Annotated in this window: 15 protein-coding genes; 7 read left to right on the plus strand and 8 right to left on the minus strand. The window is 68.8% G+C overall.

The annotated features are described in order from the left end of the window. Nucleotides 1-41: 41 nt before the first annotated feature. A complete protein-coding gene (locus tag ACZ4RZ_RS39965) occupies nucleotides 42-422 on the minus strand; it encodes a hypothetical protein (protein ID WP_467752247.1) in 381 nt (126 codons plus the stop codon). A 51-nt stretch (nucleotides 423-473) separates the two neighbouring features. On the opposite strand from ACZ4RZ_RS39965, the gene argG reads away from it, so the two are divergent. The 3 genes from argG (at nucleotide 474) to ACZ4RZ_RS39980 (ending at nucleotide 6,005) form a co-directional block, all read left to right on the plus strand. After that, nucleotides 474-1,919, plus strand: a complete 1,446-nt coding sequence (gene argG, locus ACZ4RZ_RS39970) for an argininosuccinate synthase (protein WP_467752249.1) — start codon at nucleotides 474-476, stop codon at nucleotides 1,917-1,919. 622 nt (nucleotides 1,920-2,541) lie between these two features. After that, entirely contained in the window at nucleotides 2,542-4,461 is a 1,920-nt protein-coding gene (locus ACZ4RZ_RS39975; RefSeq protein WP_467752251.1) for a glycoside hydrolase family 5 protein, read from the plus strand. A 758-nt stretch (nucleotides 4,462-5,219) separates the two neighbouring features. Beyond that, the gene (locus tag ACZ4RZ_RS39980; protein WP_467752253.1) at nucleotides 5,220-6,005 is read left to right on the plus strand and encodes a CAP domain-containing protein; all 786 of its coding nucleotides are present in this window, start codon (nucleotides 5,220-5,222) and stop codon (nucleotides 6,003-6,005) included. A 113-nt stretch (nucleotides 6,006-6,118) separates the two neighbouring features. Here ACZ4RZ_RS39980 and ACZ4RZ_RS39985 read toward each other — a convergent pair whose 3' ends face one another. The 4 genes from ACZ4RZ_RS39985 to ACZ4RZ_RS40000 form a co-directional block, all read right to left on the minus strand. Further along, nucleotides 6,119-6,880: an SDR family oxidoreductase gene (locus ACZ4RZ_RS39985; protein WP_467752255.1), complete on the minus strand. Its 762-nt coding sequence runs from the start codon at nucleotides 6,878-6,880 to the stop codon at nucleotides 6,119-6,121. Nucleotides 6,881-7,134: 254 nt separating this feature from the next. Further along, nucleotides 7,135-8,775: a phosphoglucomutase (alpha-D-glucose-1,6-bisphosphate-dependent) gene (gene pgm, locus ACZ4RZ_RS39990; protein ID WP_467752256.1), complete on the minus strand. Its 1,641-nt coding sequence runs from the start codon at nucleotides 8,773-8,775 to the stop codon at nucleotides 7,135-7,137. A gap of 100 nt (nucleotides 8,776-8,875) precedes the next feature. After that, nucleotides 8,876-10,126 (minus strand): PP2C family protein-serine/threonine phosphatase, encoded by a 1,251-nt coding sequence (locus tag ACZ4RZ_RS39995; RefSeq protein WP_467752258.1) that lies wholly within the window; start codon nucleotides 10,124-10,126, stop codon nucleotides 8,876-8,878. Nucleotides 10,127-10,225: 99 nt separating this feature from the next. Beyond that, complete coding sequence (locus tag ACZ4RZ_RS40000) at nucleotides 10,226-10,984, minus strand: IclR family transcriptional regulator (protein WP_467752260.1); 759 nt, start codon at nucleotides 10,982-10,984, stop codon at nucleotides 10,226-10,228. A gap of 479 nt (nucleotides 10,985-11,463) precedes the next feature. Here ACZ4RZ_RS40000 and ACZ4RZ_RS40005 point away from each other — a divergent pair, with 479 nt between their 5' ends. Beyond that, complete coding sequence (locus ACZ4RZ_RS40005) at nucleotides 11,464-12,570, plus strand: PP2C family protein-serine/threonine phosphatase (protein WP_467752261.1); 1,107 nt, start codon at nucleotides 11,464-11,466, stop codon at nucleotides 12,568-12,570. A gap of 3 nt (nucleotides 12,571-12,573) precedes the next feature. Here the strand turns inward: ACZ4RZ_RS40005 and ACZ4RZ_RS40010 are convergent, their stop codons facing one another. Both ACZ4RZ_RS40010 and ACZ4RZ_RS40015 read right to left on the minus strand, forming a co-directional pair. Continuing rightward, the gene (locus ACZ4RZ_RS40010) at nucleotides 12,574-13,584 is read right to left on the minus strand and encodes a serine/threonine-protein kinase (protein WP_467752263.1); all 1,011 of its coding nucleotides are present in this window, start codon (nucleotides 13,582-13,584) and stop codon (nucleotides 12,574-12,576) included. Between the two features lie 143 nt (nucleotides 13,585-13,727). Further along, nucleotides 13,728-14,171 carry a hypothetical protein gene (locus ACZ4RZ_RS40015; protein ID WP_467752265.1) on the minus strand — a complete coding sequence of 148 codons (444 nt, stop codon included), beginning with the start codon at nucleotides 14,169-14,171 and terminating at the stop codon, nucleotides 13,728-13,730. A gap of 397 nt (nucleotides 14,172-14,568) precedes the next feature. On the opposite strand from ACZ4RZ_RS40015, the gene ACZ4RZ_RS40020 reads away from it, so the two are divergent. Continuing rightward, entirely contained in the window at nucleotides 14,569-16,278 is a 1,710-nt protein-coding gene (locus ACZ4RZ_RS40020; protein WP_467752267.1) for a multicopper oxidase family protein, read from the plus strand. An 880-nt stretch (nucleotides 16,279-17,158) separates the two neighbouring features. Further along, nucleotides 17,159-17,386, plus strand: coding sequence for a hypothetical protein (locus ACZ4RZ_RS40025; protein ID WP_467752268.1), 228 nt, complete (start codon nucleotides 17,159-17,161; stop codon nucleotides 17,384-17,386). 268 nt (nucleotides 17,387-17,654) lie between these two features. On the opposite strand, the gene ACZ4RZ_RS40030 is transcribed toward ACZ4RZ_RS40025, so the two are convergent. After that, nucleotides 17,655-18,470 carry a DUF427 domain-containing protein gene (locus ACZ4RZ_RS40030; RefSeq protein WP_467752269.1) on the minus strand — a complete coding sequence of 272 codons (816 nt, stop codon included), beginning with the start codon at nucleotides 18,468-18,470 and terminating at the stop codon, nucleotides 17,655-17,657. Nucleotides 18,471-18,736: 266 nt separating this feature from the next. Between ACZ4RZ_RS40030 and ACZ4RZ_RS40035 the strand changes: the two genes are divergently transcribed. Further along, nucleotides 18,737-20,782: a SpoIIE family protein phosphatase gene (locus ACZ4RZ_RS40035; protein WP_467752271.1), complete on the plus strand. Its 2,046-nt coding sequence runs from the start codon at nucleotides 18,737-18,739 to the stop codon at nucleotides 20,780-20,782. The last annotated feature ends 146 nt before the right edge of the window (nucleotides 20,783-20,928 follow it).

A 20,928-nucleotide genomic window follows, 5' to 3' on the forward strand; every position in this document is an offset into this window, starting at 1 on the left:
CCCGCCGCGGCGACAAGCGGGCTTTGCCCCCTGGGGCAGGCTCAGGCGTCGGCTTCCAGCACCTGCTTCAGGGCCGCGAGCTCGGTGTCGACCCGGGCGGTCTGCTCGTCGAAGAACGCGTCGGTGAACGAGGCCGGCCGAAAGAAGGTGATCATGAATTCGCTACCGGCGCCATGGGGGACGACGCGGGCGGGGACCTGCCAGGAGGCCATGTCATCGACGTAGTCGTGGACGAGGACGCCTTGTTCGGCGTTGCCGCGGATGCGGAGCTTGGCGGGTCCGTGCGGAGTGGTCATCAGCCACCAGTCGGGCTCGTCGGTGGGCTCGATCGTCTGGACGTTGACTATGACCCGACGCAGGCCGGGCATGAACTGGTCCCCGAACTGGCCGCGATCGCCGCGTCGAGCCAGGATGTGCGACATAAAGTCTGAAGCACCTTTGCATGACCATGCGCGAAGATGCATACTCTTCCTATGTCTAAGGTCCTCACCTCCCTTCCCGCCGGCGAACGCGTCGGCATCGCCTTCTCAGGCGGCCTCGACACCTCGGTCGCGGTCGCGTGGATGCGCGACAAGGGCGCCGTCCCGTGCACCTACACCGCCGACATCGGTCAGTACGACGAGCCCGACATCGCTTCGGTGCCCGGGCGCGCGAAGACCTACGGTGCCGAGATCGCGCGCCTGGTCGACTGCCGCGCGGCGCTGGTCGAGGAGGGCCTGGCCGCGCTCACCTGCGGTGCGTTCCACATCCGCTCGGGCGGGCGTGCCTACTTCAACACCACGCCGCTCGGCCGCGCCGTCACGGGCACCCTCCTGGTCCGGGCGATGCTCGAGGACGACGTACAGATCTGGGGCGACGGCTCGACCTTCAAGGGCAACGACATCGAGCGGTTCTACCGGTACGGCCTGCTCGCCAACCCGCACCTGCGGATCTACAAGCCCTGGCTGGACGCGGACTTCGTGACCGAGCTCGGCGGCCGCAAGGAAATGTCGGAGTGGCTGCTGGCCCACGACCTGCCCTACCGGGACAGCACGGAGAAGGCGTACTCCACGGACGCGAACATCTGGGGCGCCACCCACGAGGCCAAGACCCTGGAGCACCTCGACACGGGCGTGGAGAGCGTGGAGCCGATCATGGGTGTGCGGTTCTGGGACCCCTCGGTCGAGATCCCCACCGAGGACGTGACGATCGGCTTCGACCAGGGCCGCCCGGTGACGGTCAACGGCAAGGAATTCGCGTCCCCCGTCGACCTGGTGATGGAGGCCAACGCCATCGGCGGCCGCCACGGCATGGGCATGTCGGATCAGATCGAGAACCGGATCATCGAGGCCAAGAGCCGTGGCATCTACGAGGCGCCCGGCATGGCCCTGCTGCACGCGGCCTACGAGCGCCTGGTCAACGCGATCCACAACGAGGACACCCTCGCCCAGTACCACAACGAGGGACGGCGCCTTGGCCGCCTGATGTACGAGGGCCGCTGGCTGGACCCGCAGGCACTGATGGTGCGCGAGTCGCTGCAGCGCTGGGTCGGCTCTGCGGTCACCGGCGAGGTGACGCTGCGGCTGCGGCGCGGTGAGGACTACTCCATCCTCGACACCACGGGCCCGGCGTTCAGCTACCACCCGGACAAGCTGTCCATGGAGCGCACGGAGGACTCCGCGTTCGGCCCGGTGGACCGGATCGGCCAGCTCACCATGCGCAACCTCGACATCGCCGACTCGCGCGCCAAGCTGGAGCAGTACGCCGGACTCGGCCTGATCGGCACCGGCAGCCCCGCCATCGGCGCCGCCCAGGCGGCCGCGACCGGGCTGATCGGCACCATGCCGGAGGGCGGCGCCGAGGCCATCGCCTCCCGCGGCGAGGTCGCCGGTGACGACGAGATGCTGGACCGCGCCGCGATGGAGTCCGGCACGGACTGACCGGCCCCGCCGAGCGGAGGGCTCGACACCCCCGGGGGGATGCATCACCGGAAAGGCCGGTTCGGCGCCAACGGCGTCGAACCGGCCTTTTCCACGTCCACCGAGCCCCCATCGGAACTCACCGTCACATACGGTCTGCGGCGTCGCCGGCATCGAGTACTCGCACGTCTACATCAGCGAATACATCGGGCCCGGCATGGACAGTTCCGCGCGGGAACCCGACTTCCGCACCGACGCCCCAGTGATCCGCACGCCTGGCCGACTCACCATCGTCAGCAACGTGCAGTCGCACGACGCTTGGGTGACGCTCATGCTTTCCGAGGCGGAGCCTGCCCAGCAATCGGAACAGTGGCAACGATTGGGCAGCTGGTCCTACCGGCCGGTGCAGGGAGGACGGATGGGTATATCCGGCCCCACCACTGGCCCCGCAATGCCTGCCATGGATGGCTGGTTTGGCAGCCGGTCCGACGCACGTCACCGGAAGTCCGCGGCGCGGTCCCGACTCGCGCTCGCCGGAGGAAGAGCATGGTGGCGACAACTGACATCGACCTGACCGGTGTTCCTTCGTAGGGTGGCAGCCACTGATCGTCCATTTCCCCACCGCGCGCCCGCAGAGGACCGAATGCCGACCAGACTTGTCCAGTACCTGACAGCAACATCCGCGGTTCTCACACTGCTGACCACAGCGCCGACCGCGGTCGCCGCCGTCCCGGAGCCCGTCGCCTCCGAGGCCCCGTCCCAGACCACTCCCCCGGCCGCCGACACCTGGCAGCCGCCGTTGTCCACCCGCGGCCGGTACATCGTCGATGCCCAGGGGCACCGGTTCCGACTGAAGTCGGCCAACTGGGACGGCGCGCAGGGCTCGTGGACGGGCAGCGGCAGCACCGCCGATCCCGCCAACCACCACGCCGACCAGAACTCGTACGGCATCCCCCTCGGCCTGGACCGCACCCCGCTGCCCCAGCTGCTCACCGACTTCCACGAACTCGGCATCAACAGCATCCGGCTGCCGTTCTCCAACGAGATGATCCACGCGACGGCCGCCGTGCCGGACGCCGCCGTCGCGGCCAACCCGCAACTGCGCGGCAAGACGCCCCTGCAGATCTACGACGCCGTCGTGGCCGCCCTCACCCAGGACGGGTTCGCCGTCATCCTGAACAACCACACCAACACCTCCCGTTGGTGCTGCGGCATCGACGGCAACGAACGCTGGAACAGCGGTCAGTCCACCCAGCAGTGGGCCGACGACTGGGTCTTCATGGCCCGTCGTTACGCCACCAACTCCCGTGTCGTGGGCGCGGATCTCTACAACGAAGTACGCCGCGACATCATGGACGATCCCAACTGGGGCCTGGGAGACAGCCACGACTGGTACGCCGCGGCGCAACTCGCCGCCGATCGCATCCTCACCGAGGCCAACCCCGATCTCCTCATCGTCATCGAGGGCATCAACTGGACCGGTCTGCCCGTCGACGGACTCCCGCACGACCGCCCCACCCTCACGCCCGTGCGCACGCTCTCGCACACCCTCGTGGACGCTCACAAGCTGGTCTACTCCGCACACTTCTACGGCTACACCGGTCCCCGGCACAGTGGCGCCACCGGAATCGGCGAGACCCACGATCCCCGCTACCAGGACCTGACCCGCGACCAGCTGTACCAAGTCCTCGCCGACCAGGCCTTCTTCGCCACCACGGAAGGGCAGCACTACACCGCGCCGGTGTGGGTCAGCGAGTTCGGCATCGGCGCCAACGAGACGGGCACCGCCGCCCGCACCTGGTTCGGAAACGTCACCGACTACTTCGCCGACCGTGACGCCGACTTCGCGTACTGGCCCCTGGTCGGCTGGGAGGGCCACGACGACTGGGCCCTGCTGCGCTACGACACCGCGGGACGACGGTCCGGCATCCTCGACCAGGGCGACTGGCGCCGCACCGCCTGGGACCACCTCATGACGTCCCCCACCCGCACCGGGTACATCGCGCCGGCACCTGTCTGGCGCATGCTGACCACCGACCACGGTGACCAGGTCCAGTCTCTGCGGGTGCGGGCCGGCGGCGACTGGGATCCGGGAGCCTACAAGGCCGCCTGCCCCGAAGGCCTGCGATTGATCGGCCTCGGCCACACGGGCGGCCGTGGCCTGTGCACCGACACGACCGGCGGAGACCTGCGCGCCGCGGGCAACGCCCAGACGGTCGTCACCGACGAACGCTACGTCCCCGCAGGCGGCGACTGGGCCGGCGGCTATACCAAACTCCAGTGCCCCGCCGGGCAGTTCCTCATCGGCTACAGCCGCCGCGGTGACCGTGTGTCGGCGGCCTTGTGCGCGCCCGCCCGTGCCTCTCTGGGCCGCACCGGACGGACCGTCTGGTTCGACCGGTCCGACAACCGGCCCGCCGATGGGGCCGGCGGCGACTTCGCCCAGGGCCACTACAAGGGCCAGTGCGCCGCCGACGAGTACGCCGCCGGTATCGCCTTCACCACCCGCCTGGGCAGCACGCCGGGCCCCGCGGCCCTGTTCTGCAGCCCACTGCAACCCTGAAGCGCCGGCTGTCCTGCCCGACCCCAGCGGACAGATGAGGGTGGACCCGGCCATGGAGGCGGCCGGGTCCAGCGCAGCCTCAGCCACCGGTACCGGGAGGAACAGGGGCCGGCGGCCTCGGGGTCAGCCGGAGCAGAGCGTCAGGTTGACGCTGTCCACCCCTGGATACCGTCCTCGGGGTGCGGGGGTCGGCCGCGATCACCGTCCCATCTGCTGCACGGCCATCATGAGAGCTGGATCACAGGACGAGGGCGGCACCGGCTCCGAGCAGGCGTAGGGCCGGGTCGCACGGCCGAGCCGCGACCCCCGGCGGAACCGCGTCCCGTCACCCCTGCCGGGAATGGTTGCACCGGCACATGGTGACATCCGTCACGTCGGACTCCCGCATCAACGCGGTTCGGTAGTACATGACTCGCGGGCGACATGTTCAGACTTGCCATCCGGAAACAGACAAACAACGCACATGATCTGGTGCAATGCGCCCCACTCTGTTCCCTCGCGCCGCTTACCGGGTGCATAAGGCCTCCTGACGGAGTGCCAGGTCATGTCGCGCTCCGGTGAACCGGGGCTGCACACCTGCGCACCCGATTCAAGGGCGATCGAGGACTACGAGGCCGGGTAGTAGTGCTGCTCGTTGCGGTCACTCACTCAGGTTTTAACAATGACGGCCCCAGCAGGCGTCACCGCAGCTCAGGCACCGCGTCCGTGCAGAGCCGAGCCCACCGGAGGCGCACCCGCGACGATGGAGCGAGGTCCGCATGAGCAAGCACCGCAGGAAGACGCGCCACCGGCAGATAGCCATCGCTGCCGTCGCACTGAGCGCGCTGGCCATACCGTCCGCCGCCATGGCCTGTATGAACCCGGGCAGCAAGAACGCCGGGTCCCACGGTCATTGGAGGCAGTGGAAGAACGCGTCCCTGCAGGAGCGGTGGAGGCCCGGTGAGTGGACCTCGCATCCCTCGGCGCCGACTTGGCAGACAGCCGGCGCACCCGCTTCGACCGCCCCAGCCAAACCCGCCGCACCCGCCTCCACGGCACCCGCCAAACCCAGCGCACCCGCCTCCACAGCGCCCGCCAAACCCGCCGCGCCCGCCTCCACGGCACCCGCCAAACCCAGGACGCCCACCGCCACATCCCCCAGCGCCCCCAGCACACCGGCCCCGGCATCCAGTGCTGTGGCTCGCGTCGTGGCCCTGGTGAACAGTGAGCGCAGCAAGGCCGGATGCTCCCCCGTGACGCTGAACGCGAAGCTCTCGAAGGCGGCCCAGGATCACAGTGCGGACATGGCGAGCCACCAGAACATGTCCCACACGGGCTCCGACGGTTCGGACCCGGGCCAACGGATCACTCGGGCCGGCTACACCTGGAGTGCCTACGGCGAGAACGTCGCGTACGGATACTCCACCCCCGAGCAGGTCATGGCGGGCTGGATGTCCAGCCCCGGCCATAAGGCCAACATCCTGACCTGCGATTTCAAGGAGATCGGCGTCGGCCTCGCGCAGCCCGGCAACTACTGGACGCAGGACTTCGGCCTGGCCCGCTGACCGCACGCGCCGGAATCCGCACCCATAGCGAGGCGCCCGACCCCGCCCCGGGATCCGTCCCGGGGCGGCCCCGATGGAGGGACTGCCGTCCCCGAGACGCTCCGTCCCAGTAGTCAGTGGGCGATGAGCTGCTGGCCCCCGTCAATGTCGTACGTCGCGCCGGTGAGGGCGTCGTTGCACATGATGTGTACGGCCAGAGCGGCAACGTCGGCCGGTTCGACGACCCGGCGGATGGGGAGCGTGGCGCGCAGTTCCTCGAGCCGGGCGTCGAGCTGATCGCCCAGGAGCGAGGCCGACAGGGGCGTGTCGACGAATCCGGCAGCGATGAGATTCACGCGGATCGGTGCCAGTTCTAGCGCCAGGTTCGCGGTGAGGGCGGGCAGCGCCGCGGTCAAGGCGGACACGATGGTCATGCCGACGCCCTGGCGCCGACCGCCGGTGCCGCCCATGAACAGCAGCGTGCCTCCGGCTCGGACCTTGTCACGGCTGTAGAGGGCGACCCCGAGTGTCGTGGCGAGGCGCTCGCCGAACTCACGTCGGGCGGCCGCGAGGTCCATGTCTGCCAAGGGGATGTAGGAGGGGCTGCCGGCTGTGACCATCACATGGTCGACCGGGCCGGGCAGATCCTGGAAGAACTGCTGGAGGCGGTCGGTGTCGGTGGCGTCGAACGCCGCTGTGGTCACAGGGTGAATCTCGCGTGCGGCTTCCTGCAGCCGTTCCGGATTGCGGCCGACCATGACCACCCGACCACCGCCCGCGCGTACCTGGCGGGCGGTTTCCAGCCCGATACCCGCGCTGGCGCCGATCACCACGACAGTCTGGTCGGCGAGGTCGGGCCGGTGATGGGTGCCGGTGGCGCCGGGTGCGGCAGTCATGGCACAGCCCCGCCGCCGAAGACCGTCACACAGTCGTAGTCCAGCTCGCTGCCCGTCATCCGAACCTCCGGATATCAGTCGCTCGTCCCAGTGTCGCGCCTGGGGCAGCTGATCGCCTGTCTGCCATCCGGCTGCCTGTTCTTCCGAGAACGGGAGCGTCGGCAACCGCATGATCGGCCGGCACGGACAAAAGGGCTGCCAGGAACGGTGCGCCACCGGCACGGCGCGCCGGCCGCAGGCGCGCGGCCCCGGGTTCAGCCACCCAATGCCGCTTGGACCACGCCCTTGGCCTCCTCCTGCACCGTACGCAGGTGGTCCTGTCCGAGGAACGACTCGGCATAGATCTTGTAGACGTCCTCGGTGCCCGAGGGCCGTGCCGCGAACCAGGCGTTGGCGGTCGTGACCTTGATGCCGCCGATGGGCGCGCCGTTGCCGGGGGCGTGGGTCAGTACCGAGGTGACGGCTTCTCCGGCGAGGGTGTCCGCGCCGACCTGTTCGGGAGAGAGCCGGGCGAGGAGGGCCTTCTCCTCGCGTGACGCGGGGGCGTCGATGCGCTCGTATGCGGGTGCGCCGAAGCGGTCGGTGAGCGTGGCGTAGTGCTCGGACGGGGTCTTGCCGGTGACCGCCGTGATCTCACCGGCGAGCAGCGCCAGGATGATGCCGTCCTTGTCGGTGGTCCACGCCGAGCCGTCCCGTCGCAGGAAGGAGGCGCCGGCCGACTCCTCGCCGCCGAAGCCGAGCGAGCCGTCGACCAGTCCGTCCACGAACCATTTGAAGCCCACCGGAACCTCGACCAGTTGACGGTCCAGGTCGGCCGCGACCCGGTCGATCATTCCGGACGACACCAGGGTCTTTCCGACACCCGCGTCTGCGGGCCAGTGGTCGCGGTGGGAGTAGAGGTAGGAAATGGCGGTGGCCAGGTAGTGGTTGGGGTTCATCAGCCCCGCATCCGGTGTGACGATGCCGTGCCGGTCGGCGTCCGCGTCGTTGCCCGTGGCGATCCGGAAGCGGTCGCGCTGTGCGATGAGCGACGCCATCGCGTAGGGCGACGAGCAGTCCATACGGATCTTGCCGTCCCAGTCCAGCGTCATGAAGCGCCAGGTCGGGTCGGTGAGGGGGTTGACCACCGTCAGGTCGAGGTCGTGCTGCTCGGCGATGCGGCCCCAGTAGGCGACCGACGCCCCGCCCAGCGGGTCGGCTCCGAGAGGCACGCCGGCGGCGCGGATCGCGTCGAGATCCAGGACGTTCGGCAGGTCGGCGACATAGGTTCCGAGGAAGTCGTACCGGGCGGTGCTGGAGGCGGCGAGGGCCCGGGCGTAGGGAAGGCGGCGCACGTCCTTCAGCCCGCCCGCGATGATCTGGTTGGCGCGGTCCTGGATCCAGGAAGTCGCCTCGGAGCCGGCCGGTCCCCCGTTCGGCGGGTTGTACTTGAAGCCTCCGTCGGCGGGCGGGTTGTGGGAGGGCGTGACGACTACGCCGTCCGCGAGACCGGAGGAGCGTCCGCGGTTGTGGGTGAGGATGGCGTGTGACACCGCCGGGGTGGGCGTGTAGCCGTCCGCGGCGTCGATGAGCACTGTCACCTCGTTGGCGGCGAACACCTCCAGGGCGGTGACCTTCGCGGGCTCCGACAGGGCATGGGTGTCGGCGCCCAGGAAGAGTGGACCGTCCGTGCCCTGGCCGGCCCGGTATTCACAAATGGCCTGGCTGGTCGCGGCGATATGGTCCTCGTTGAACGCGGTGGCCAGTGACGACCCGCGGTGTCCGGACGTGCCGAAGGCAACGCGCTGGCCCGGTTCGGCGAGGTCGGGGTGAAGTGCGTAATACGCGGTGACCAGTCGGGCGACGTCGACGAGATCCTCGGGACCGGCCGGCCTGCCCGCTCGCTCGTGCACCATGTGCCCGCTCCTCCACATCAGTTGACCGTCCCTTGCGGTCCCATCTTTCCCTGTCACGACCGCAGTCCGCGAGTGCCCCACCGCGGGCGAAGCCCGGGGGTCAGGACGAGCGTGCCTGCACCCGGTAGGAGCCACGGCCGCGACCGACATCGGACGCGGGTTCGGGAATGGTCGCTTCGGGAGCGGTCGCTTCGTGAACCGCCGGTTCGAGCAGGGCCGGTTTGCGGAGCAGCAGGAGCGCCGCGTCGTCGTGCAGTCGGCCGCCCACATGCGCCAGCAGTTCGTCGTGGAGCGCGGTGAGGGTGCGTGCCGGCTCGTCGGACACGTGGCGCGCCAGGCCCTCGGCGAGCGGGTAGAACTCCCGGCTGTGGTTGCGGGCCTCGGTGACCCCATCGGTGTAGAGCAGCAGTTGATCCCCGTCTGCGAAGGGCAGCACCTGGAGGCTGGCGGTCTCGCCCGTGAGGGCGCGCAGTCCCAGGGGAGGGGCCGGATGGGTGGGTTCTACCGCCACCACGACGTCTCCGGATTCGCGTACCAGCAGCGGAGGCGCGTGTCCGCAGTTGACCACCTCCAGATGCCCCGCCTGCGGGTATCCGGCGACTACGGCGGTGACGAAGTCGTCGAACCCGAGGTTGCGCGCCAGACTCCGCTCGATCCTGTCGACGACGGCGAGAAGATCGGGCTCGTCGTAGGCAGCCTCACGAAAGATGCCGAGCACAAGTGCGGCGGTCCCCACGGCCGGCAGCCCCTTGCCGCGGACATCGCCGACGATCAGCCTGACCCCGTACGGGGTGGGCACCAGTGCGTAGAGATCCCCGCCGATACGGGCCTCCGCCGCCGCGGCGCTGTAGCGGACGGCCACCCGGAAGGGCCCGACAGTCGCCGGTATGGGCGTGAGAAGCGCCTGCTGGGCGGCCTCCGCGACCGAGCGGACGGCGGCGAGCACGCGTTCACGTCGCCCGCCCAGCGCGCTGGCCAGGCCACTCGCCAGAGCGACGGCCACCACGGCGGAAAGTACGGCCGCCAGCTCGCGTCCCGGGGCAGCGTCCCGGGTTCCGAGCATGGCGCCCAGCACCACGGCGAGGAGACCGACACCGAGGACTCCGCGCGGCCCGCTGGTGGTGGCGGCCAGCGCGGGCCCGGCCGCGAGCAGTGACAGCCAGATCACCCCCGCTCCGCCGACGAGGTCGACGAGCGCGACGACGGCGACGATCAGTACGGGCAGTACCGGTGCACCGACGGCCAACTGCGCTGCGACGCGCCTACGGGCCGACGCCCCAGGACTGGCCACTGGCTTCCGGCACGGCCGTATCGTCCGGTGGCAGCCGCCATGGTCTCGGTCCTGACTCATGCTCTGTCTGCAGTCCTCACCTGGGCGCGGGGCACATTCCTGAAATGCCTGTTTCATCCAGGAAACGTCCTCCGCTCGGGCGCCACAAGAACAGGATTTTCAGATAGTGAGCGAAAGGCTCCTGGTCACACGACTCGCGGTCGGGAGCAGCCGCGCCCGGATCTCCTCGAGTCGGGAGAGCCGGTCCGCCGACAATGAGACGCCCAGCGAGCCGAGCGTGCCCCCGCTGTAGACGGGCACGGCGACACAGACCGTGCCGAGGGCGTACTCCTCCAGGTCCGTGACGGCCGGGGCCATGGGTGAGGAGTCGAGTCGCCGGAGCAGTTCCGGGAGGCTGGTGATGGTCCGTGGCGTGAGGTCGGCGAGGTGATGCCGGGTGAGGTAGTCCTTGCGGGAGTCCTCGTCCAGTTCGCGCAGCACGGACTTGCCCAGCGCGGTGGCGTGCCCCGCGTCCTCCATTCCCACCCAGAGGTCGACCCGGGGAGCCCGGGGGCCGTCGACGATCTCGGCAACCCGGATTTCGCCCTCCTCGTAGAAGGTGAGGTAGGCGGCCGTCGCGAGCTCGTCCCGCAGAGCGGCGAGCGTGGGACGGACCCGGCTGAGCAGCGCCTGCCTGCTGCCCGTGGCGCGCAGCCCCTGCAGCTTGTCGCCCAGGATGAACCCGCCGTCGCTCAGCTTCCGTATGTATCCGTCGTGCACCAGCGTTCGCAGCAGGTGGTAGGCGGTGGCCAGGGGCAGGTCCGTCTCCCGTGCCAGCTGCTTGGCCGGCGCGCCGTTCTCATGGGTGCTCACCGCTTCCAGCAAGCGGAAGGCCCGCTGCACGGAAGTGATGAGCGTCGGGCCGTCGTGAGCACCCATACGACCAGCGTGCGCCGGGCGCGCGGCGCAGGCAAGGCGCGCAGCCCTCGGCGGCACCGCTCGGCCCGCGCAACGATCGTGTCGGCGGCGCGGAGCGCGGCGGCACGTGCGGATGTGCAGCGCCGGGCCTGGGCCGGGGCAGGTCATCAGGTCGCGGCGGGCCATGCACCCCAGACCAGCGATCCGCGCACCCGGCCGGCAACACGTGGGCCCCCTGACATGCCGCCGAGTGGAGCAATGCCCCGTACGCCGTGCCGGGGCGCAGCAGGCTGGTCCTCTTGCCGAAATCCGTGCCAGGAGTCCCGTGTGTGCAGGCTGCGTCAGTCGAGCCGTCAGGTGCGTCGTCCGCTCACAGGCCCCGTCCCGGGACACCTCGCCGGTACGTCGGCGTCCGGGCGCAGGAGGGGGCAGTGAGGTGGCCGGGTCGCGCCGCGGAAGCAGATCACCGTGGGCCTCGGCCTGGCAGCCGGGGTGAGGGCTTGCCTGCACCACCGGTATGGCTGCGCTGGATGCCCGTTTTCTACGTCGCCGCCGTCCTGCTGATCGAGCCCATCACGCCCGTGCAATGGCCCGTGAGCTTCCTGCTGATCGCCCTGCCGCTGGTGGCCGCCTTCGCACACGGACCCGCGGTCGTCGTCGTCGTCACCGTGTTCGCCATCGCCTTCGAAGCGGTGCTGGCCGGCACCCCGTGCTGCGCGGGCCGTTCCGTCGGGTACCTGTGGGACCGCCACTATGTGGCCGCCTACCTCTGCACCGCTCTGGTCGGCACCCTGGGAACCTTCCTCGCCACCCACCGCACACGACGCGAACGCACCCTCGCCACCGTGCGCTTCGTGGCCGACATCGCCCAACGCGTCCTGCTCCGGCCGCTCCCCCATCGGATCGGCAACGTCTTGGTGGAGAGTTTCTATCTCTCCGCCGCAGCGGAGGCGCGCATCGGCGGCGACCTCTACGAGGCCGTGCCCACGACACACGGGGTACGCCTGCTGATCGGAGACGTACGCGGTAAGGGCCTGCTCGCCGTGGAAACCGCCGCCACCCTGCTCGGCGCGTTCCGCGAAGCCGCTCACGACGAACCCGACCTCGCCGAGCTGGCGGGCCGGGTGGAGACCAGCATGGGCCGCAGAGCAGCCCAGCTCCCCGGGAGCGACATGAGCGAGCGCTTCGTGACCGCCGTCTTCGCCGAGATCGTCGCCGACGACCACATCGTCCGTATCGTCAACTGCGGTCACCCACCTCCTCTGCTCATCCGTCCGGACGCGGTGAGTGAGCTGGAGACGTCCCGGTCCGCGCCGCCCCTCAACCTCGGCATGCTCGTCGGGGAGCCGTACCACGTCGACGAACACGCCTTCCGCCCCGGCGATCAGCTGCTCCTCTACACCGACGGCATCACCGAAACCCGCGACCCGGCCGGCTCCTTCTACCCGCTCATCCAGCGCGTCCGCTCCTGGGGCCCCCTCCCGCCCCGACAACTCCTGGACCGCCTCCATCACGATCTGCTCGCCTACAGCGACAACCGCCTGCACGACGACACCGCCGCCCTCACGGCCTGCCTCCTCCCCGAAGAGGCAGCACCACCGACCTAAGACCTAACCGGGCAAGCGGCCGAAGACCGGCCGTGCCCAGACCGGCGGATCCGGAGCCTGTCCCGGCTGCCGCGCGCCCGTAGCGCTCCAGGACCCCACCCGCGCCGGCGCATGCGCTCCCTCGCCGGCACCGCCCGCAGCGGCCCGCAAAGCCGCCACGAACTCCAGACAGGAGTCGTAACGGTCCTCGGGAACCTTCGCCAAAGCCTTCGCCAGAACACCGTCCAATGCAGGCGTGATCCCCGGCCGCTTCTCACTCAGGGCAGGCGGCTGATCGTATTGATGCGCCCACAGCAGCGCTATGTCCTCATCCCGTTGGAAAGGCGGACCGCCCGCAAGAGTTTCATAGACGACACAGGCAAGGCTGTAGAGATCGCATCTGCCATCCACCGGACGGCCCGAAATCTGCTCCGGTGCCACATAGTCCAGTGTGCCGACGAACTCGCCCACCGTCGTGAACCCGGTCAGCGACAAGGACTTCTTCGTCAGACCGAAATCCGTGAGATAGACGTGCTCAGGGTGGTCACTGTCAGTGCCCTGAGCAACCAGAATATTGCCCGGCTTGACGTCCCTGTGCACCAAATCATGTTCATGCGCCGCATCAAGCGCCGACGCCACCTGCGTGGCGATACGCAGCGCGGTTTCCACCGTCAACGACCCGTCCCGGTCGAGCATCGCGCGCAGGTCCAGCCCCGATACATAGCGCATGGCGATATACAGGACGCCATCCATCTCACCGGCTTCAAAGATCGGCACAATATGAGGATGGTCGATCGCGGCGGCCACACGTGACTCATGCGTAAAGCGGCGCCGGAAAGTGTCGTTGCGGGCCATCTCCGGAGCAAGCAATTTCAACGCAACCGTGCGCTCCAGACGCAAATCTCGCGCACAATACACAACGGCCATACCCCCACGGCCGATCTCACGCTCCACACGGTAACCCGCAATCTGCGCGCCGATCAGCCCTGAAGGCCGACCCGAATACGGACTCGCCCCATCCGGCGCCGAATCCATCGCGCATCACCCACATTCCACCGCGCGACAACCGTGAAACAAACCCGGACCGCCCGCCCCTGTCCGATTCTATTCCAGCCACCCGCACAACCGCCCGACCAGCCGTTTTGTCCGGCAGAGGCGACCGGGACACGAGTCGGTCGTCAGTCCCAGAGTTTGTACGTCACTTCTCGCTGCTGCAGCCGCGGCGGCGTGTCGTCGGTATAGATCAGCCGTAGCCGGGTGAAATGCTGCAGCCCAGGATGCTTTAGCCAAGGCTCCGGGCGGTCGAGCCGTACGGTGACGGGGTAGGTGTGGAATTTCCCGGCGGCACAGTAGGGCAGACAGTCGTTCACTGCGTCCAGGCCGCTGCCCACCGCGGTCGTCCGCCCCCAAACGGACCACCGCAGTGCCGTCAGACGGTTGTTGCCATCGCCGCAGGCCAGCAAGAAGTCGCCGGGCTGTATCTGCGCCTTCGAGAAACAGTCGACGGCCACCACCCGAGCTTCCGCGGGCGACTCCGCGGAAGCGGACGCCGGTGCCAATGCACCTGCCAGCGCTGCGACAGCACTCAGCAGAACCGCCGACTTGAGCTTCTGTTTCTGCATGCCGGCTCCCCACAGCTGCCTCGATGCGAGCCCACGCGGGCCTCGCTGCACACCTCATCCGCCCGCGCTCGGCGGTGGACGCGCCAGGAGCAGTTGCCCGTGACATCGGCGCCGCATCCAGCAGTTGCTCCTCACTCGACGCTACGACCGCGCCCCGCGATACACCACCCGAACACGCCCGACCACGCATAGGCCCAGGTCGACAGCGGTGCCCGCGCCGAACCGGGTCCCGTGCCGGGATGCGCAGCCCCTCCTCCATTCAGCCGCGCGCCACACCGGTTTTGGGCGGAAACCTCGTCGTGCGGGACCTGCGCCCCCGTAAGGCGGGGCACGCGATTCACGAGACGCGCCGCTCCGGTTCTCTGACACACGAGCACAAAACGTGTGTTATTCATCCATGCACACACATACGCGGCGCACCTTGCTCGGTGCCTCGATCGTGGCCGTCGGCTCGGGAGTCCTGTCTGCCTGTTCCGGGTCGGACTCCCACCCAGGGACCGCCTCCCGCACCGGGACCGACTCCCGCTCGGTGTCCGGAGCCCCCGCGGCGCCCGGCTCGCACCCGGAGCCCGGATCCCATCCGAGCGCCGGTTCCCACTCGAGGACCGAGACGGCCGGGCACGGCGACAGGGGCTTCGTCCCCAAGGGGCCCAAGGGATACGTGAACCCGTCCGACCCCGAGGTCATCGCCGCCGAGAAGGCACGCGGGCCCGGTCTCGTCCGCAGGTTCAGGCTCATCGCCGCCGAGACGTCCCTCGACCTGGGCGGGCGGACCGTCAGGTCATGGGCGTACGGCGACACACTGCCCGGCAAGGAGGTCAGGATCACCGCGGGCGACATCCTCGATATGACGCTCGCCAACCACCTACCGGTGTCGACGACACTGCACTCGCACGGTATCCGGATGCGCTGCGACATGGACGGGGTACCTGGTCTGACCCAGTACTCCATCAGGCCCGGCGCGGACTTCAGGTACCGCTTCGCCGTGTCACACCCAGGCACGTACTGGCTGCACTCGCACTCGGGAATGCAGCTCGACCGCGGCCTGTACGCCCCGCTGATCGTCGAGGACCGCAACGAGCCCCTGTCCTACGACAAGGAGTGGGTCATCGTCCTGGACGACTGGGTGGACGGCGTAGCCGGCTCCACTCCGGACGGCGTACTCGCGCAGTTGCGCCACGGCAAGGGTGCGCCGATGGGCATGGCGACGGATATGGACATGGCCGAGGACGGCGAACGCGACGAGTCCCCCCACGACAGGTCCAGCGGCCCGTCCCGCCTCCTGCAGCACTCCCACAGCCGCATCCTGCACAGCGAGGGTGGCAGTGTCGACTACCCGTTCTACCTGATCAACGGGCGTCTCCCGCAGGCTCCTTCGGTTTTCCGGGCCCGCCCCGGGGACCGCATCCGGCTGCGGATCATCAACGCCGGGGGCGACACGGCCTTCCGTGTGGCGCTGGGCGGCCACGAGATGACGGTGACGCACACCGACGGCTACCCGGTCCAGCACACGAGGACGGACGCACTCCTGCTCGGCATGGCCGAACGCTACGACGTGCTGATCACCGCCAAGGACGGAGTGTTCCCGCTGGTCGCACTCGCCGAGGGCAAGAACGCCCAAGCCCTGGCACTCCTGCGCACCGGCGGCGGCGCCAGCCCCCGGGCCTCCGTACAACCGCGGGAGCTCGAAGGCCAGATCGTGCCGGCCCGGCGCCTCGTGCCACATGAATCCGTAGCTCTCTGCGGACGCAAGCCGGACCGCGAGCTGCGCCTCAGACTGACCGGCAACATGAGGAAATTCGACTGGAGCTTCGACCACCAGCCGTACTCCCTCGAACAACGCCACCCGGTCCGGCAGGGCGAACGGGTCCGCCTCACCCTCATCAACGGCACCGACATGTGGCACCCCCTGCACCTGCACGGCCACACCTTCGCGCTCAAGGGCATCGACGCGGTCGGAACCCGCAAGGACACGGCCGTGGTGCTGCCGCACCGCAAGCTCGTCGTCGACTTCAACGCCGACAATCCCGGCCTGTGGATGCTCCACTGCCACAACCAGTACCACTCCGAATCCGGCATGATGACCCTCCTCGGCTACCGAAAGTGACGATGATGTCGACCACGCGCCCACCACCGTCTTCGTAGCCCCGCAATGGGCTTACCAGCCTCCGGAGTTGGTATGAAAACCTCCCCCTTGTCGTGTGCAGGACATAGAGGTCTCACCAGCTCCGGAGGCACCGAAGGGGCTCATAAATCGAATGCACGAACGACACCTCGGCGCGCTCTTGCCAGGTGCACGGCCGCAGATCTCTCGTAACGCGCAGTGACGACGATCGAACGCCACTCGCCGCTCGGCACCTTGATCATGAACAACACCCGCAGAACGATTGGGCGCCAATTGCTCAACAGCGAGCAGGAGTTGGACTCAGCGGCGCAGCCGACCCCCCGACCCCCGGGCCCACCTGCCGCGCTTGACTTCCACGCGATCTTATGCGTAAGTTAGAGGCGAATTAAACCAAATGTCCGTCTTATACCTGATGAGACGAACAATCTCGCCATCGCGACCGACGATCACCCGGTCGTCGGTTGTACGACGGACGAATGCCCCGCCGCGGGGACTGCCACACTGAGCAGCCCCGTCGGGCCCGATGCTGCGCATTCAGCGCATGAGTCGGCGACGGCAACTCCCGTCACTTTCAAGGCCGATGTACCGGACCCCCTTCGCAACGTATCAGCGCCTCCCTGGTGCTGACGTCACCGCGACCGTGCGGAGCTCGGAGCCGTCAACGCTCCCGGGAAGGGGAACACCATGCGGGTAACAACATCAACGGCTTTCCGGCTGTTCGCCAGCCTGTTCGCTGCCCTGGCTCTGGCCCTTGGCGGAGCAAGCGCCGCCAGTGCCACCTCCTCGAACCAGCACAATTCGTCCGACGACTCCTGCAGCAGCAGTTACTGGGGTCATGGCGATTCGTGCGATGACAACGGCTATGGGAACCATGACCGTGGTGGACACGACAACGGTGGACACGACCGTGGTGGACACGACAACGGTGGACACGACCGTGGTGGCCACGACAACGGTGGACACGGCAACGGTGGACACGACGGCGGTGGACACGGCAATGGTGGACACGGTAACGGTGGACACGGCGGCGGCGGCGGACACGGCGGCGGCGGCGGTGGACACGGCGGTGGCGGTGGACACTGACGGCTGAAGTTTGACGGCGAGTCAATTCGGCAAAGCCAGTTGAGCTCTCCCCGGTAGCCCCGCGTCGCCACAGCTGCGCGGGACTACAGGCCGTGCTACGCATGGGTGGTACCCCCGCAACAGCGGGAGTGCACGGGGAACGTACTCGGATCCCCTGGGATTCGAACGAGGGGCCGGAGCCCCCAAGGGCTCCGGCCCCTCCCCACGGGTCACTGCACGTCCGACGGACCATGACCGAGTAAAAACGGACCATGACGGAGTAAAAGATCCCGGCCCTACCTCGTCGGGCGCGCCAGGAGTGTGGTGCTGAACGGAGTGACAGGGCGCTCCAGAACTTCGCCGTCCACGGTGATGTCGACTGCTTCGTTGTAGAAGGCAATGAGCCGTTCGATGCCGGCCACTGCGGGCAGCGGGTGCGGATAGCTCCAGGCGAGGTTCGACGGGGCGTCGGTTTCGCCCTGCCAGGACCAGTACTCGGCGGTGCCCTTGTACGGGCAGCCACTGCTGTGGTCGGTGTGCACGAGCAGATCGAGGCGGACGTCCTCGCGCGGGATGTAGTAGCGCACCGGCAGACCGGTTTCGAAGAGCAGCACGGGCCGGTTCGTGTCCGCGACGACCGTGCCGTTGATCTCCACCTTGACGTGCCGACTGCTCGGCAGTGCGTCCACCCGCTTGTGCGGGTCGCGGGGGTGGATGAAGATCTCTTCCTCCTCCTCGTACCAGTGATCCAGTCCCTTGCCGCTGCGCTGGAACCACTCGAACGCGATGTGGTCGGCCAAGTCGTCGGCGGGGAAGGTCCAGGCCGCGTTCTCCAGTACTTCCTCGCCGATGTCGAGGTCGTAGAAGATCTGCGAGCCGGAGTGCGTGCCGAGCGGTGGGTTCTTGGCCGGGCGCAGCAGGTCGGCCCGGATCTCCTCGCGGGGGAAGGCGTACAGCGGGACCGGCCGACCGGGCTCCCAGACAAGCACCGGATGCCTGCTGTCGACGACGGTGATGGCGCCGGTGCGGCCGCGGACCCAGCGTTCGCTCGGCTCCCACAGGATGCCTTCTGGCGTCGTCCTGACGTGCCGCGCTGTGAGGAATGTGCTCATGACCGGCTCTCCTTCGGTTTGCGCAGAGGGTGACCACGGCATACGCGATGTGCTCGCGGCGGGCCGCGACCAGGGGGGGGTCGGCACCGTCATCCGTACGGTCGCACATGGGGTACGGCGACTACGCGCCACCAAGCCCGCCACCTGCGGTCAGTGAACGGGTCCATGGTGCAGGTGTTGCCCTCCGGAGCGCGTTGTGACGTAATCGGAGAATCCGCAGGGCGGATCTTGGCAGTGCCGTTGCCGCGCCGGAGGGAGCGGCTGACATGCACGGGTATGGGACCGGGAACGACGACGGGATCACCGCCGCGCCGGGCGGGCTGCTCGACCTGTTGCAGGTCGCGGCCGTGGTACTCGACAGCGGCGGGCGCATCGTGTTGTGGAGCCCCGAAGCCGAACAACTGCTCGGATATCGGGCTGAGGAGGCTCTGGGCCACGGCGCCGACGACCTCCTGGTGTCGCCCGACAACCGGCAGCGGGCGCGCGAGCTGTTCGCGCAGGTCCGGTCCGGAGCCAGATGGGCGGGTGTCTTCCCCCTGCAGCACAGGGACGGCACCGAACGCCCGGTGGAGTTTCGCACCATGCGGCTGCGCGACAGCCACGGGCAGGCCCACCTTCTGGGCCTGGCGGCGGACGCCACGACGGTACGGCGCGTGGAGCGGGACCTCGCACTTTCCCACAGCCTGGTCAATCAGACCCCGGTGGGCATCGCGGTCTTCGACACCGATCTGCGATGGGTGGGCGTCAATCCGGCCATGGAGCGGATCAACGGTCTGCCCGAGGAAGCGGTGCTGAGACGCCGTATCCGGGAGGTGCTGCCGGGTCTGGACGCGGACACCATCGAGTCGCGCATGCGGCTCGTCCTGGCCAGCGGAAAATCCCTGTTGGACCAGCAGACCGTCGGCAGGACGGCGGCCGAAACCGAGGACCGTGCGTACTCGGAGTCCTACCACCGCATCGAGGACGCCCAGGGCCGCGTCCTCGGGCTGGCGGTTGCCGTCATCGACGTCTCCGAGCGGCAGCAGGCTGCGGCCGAGATCGCCCAGGCCCGTGAGCGCCTGTCCGTGATCGCGGATGCCGGTGTCCGCATCGGCACCACGTTGGATCTTCAGCAGACTGCCCGGGAACTGGCCGACGTCGCCGTACCGGAGCTCGCGGACCTGGCCGCCGTCGATGTGCTCGAGGCGGTGGTCGCCCGCGGCACCACCACCGCGGTCACCGGTGACGCCCATGCCGAGTTCAGGGCGCTGGCCGTATCGGCCGGGTACCTCACAGACGCCATCCACGCCGCGGACCCGGTCGGTGAGCTGGCCACCTACGGCTCCACCCGGATCATCACCCAGTGCGTCCGGGAAGCCAGGCCGATCCTGGTGGAGCGTGTGGATCCCGCAATGATGCGACGCATCGCCAGGGACTCCCATGCCGCCCAGACCCTGCGTACGGCAGGCGTCCATTCCTACCTGGCCGTCCCGCTGGTGGCCCGGGGCGAAGTACTGGGCACGCTCAGTCTGTACCGCACCATCAACCCCCGTTCGTTCAACGAACAGGACCGCATCCTCGCCTCGGAACTCGCCGCCCGGGCGGCGATCTGCGTGGACAACGCCCGGCTCTACGGGCGCGAGCGCACCGCGGCGCTGACCCTCCAGCGCAGTCTGCTGCCGGTCATGCCCGTGGACCACGAGGGCCTCGACATCGCCGTCCGTTATCTTCCGGCATTGAGCGAAGTCGGCGGAGACTGGTACGACGTGCTGCGCCTGAGCCGGGGGCGGACCGGTCTGATCGTCGGCGACGTGATGGGCAAAGGCGTTCAAGCCGCGGCCATCATGGGGCAGTTGAGCACCGCCACCCGCGCACTGGCCCGACTCGACCCGTCCCCCGCCGAGTTGTTGCACCACCTCGACGACATCGCCGGCTCCCTCGGTGAGACGATCGCCACCTGCGTCTATGCCGTGTGCGACCCCCGTCGGGGCACCTGCGAGCTGTCGAGCGCCGGTCACCTCCCGCCCGTCATGATCCGTCCCGACGGCAGTGCGGAACTCCTGGACGTGCCCGGCGGCGTACCCCTCGGCGTGGGCGGCGTGCCCTTCGGCACCATGGAACAGGAATTGCCTCCGGGCTCCTTGCTCGCCCTGTACACCGACGGGCTGGTCGAGAGCCGCAGCCAGCCCATCGACATCGCGCTGGAGTCCATGATGCGGATTCTTCAAGGCACACAGCACTCCTTGGAGAGGACCAGCGACATGCTGCTCGGCACGTTGCGCCCCGATCCCGACGACGATGTGGCACTCCTGCTGGTCCGCACGCTCGGCTGAAAGGCGACAGTGGCCAGGGGGCGAGGGATGTCGGCTCCCGTGACCGACACTTGGCGCACGTCGTAGCGGGTTCTGTGAATCGGCTTGTCCGCGGCCTTGCTCATGCGCACCGAGGCCGCCGGTCTCCCCGTCCAGGCGTCCGCACC

The organism is Streptomyces sp. NPDC027189 (assembly GCF_055566975.1).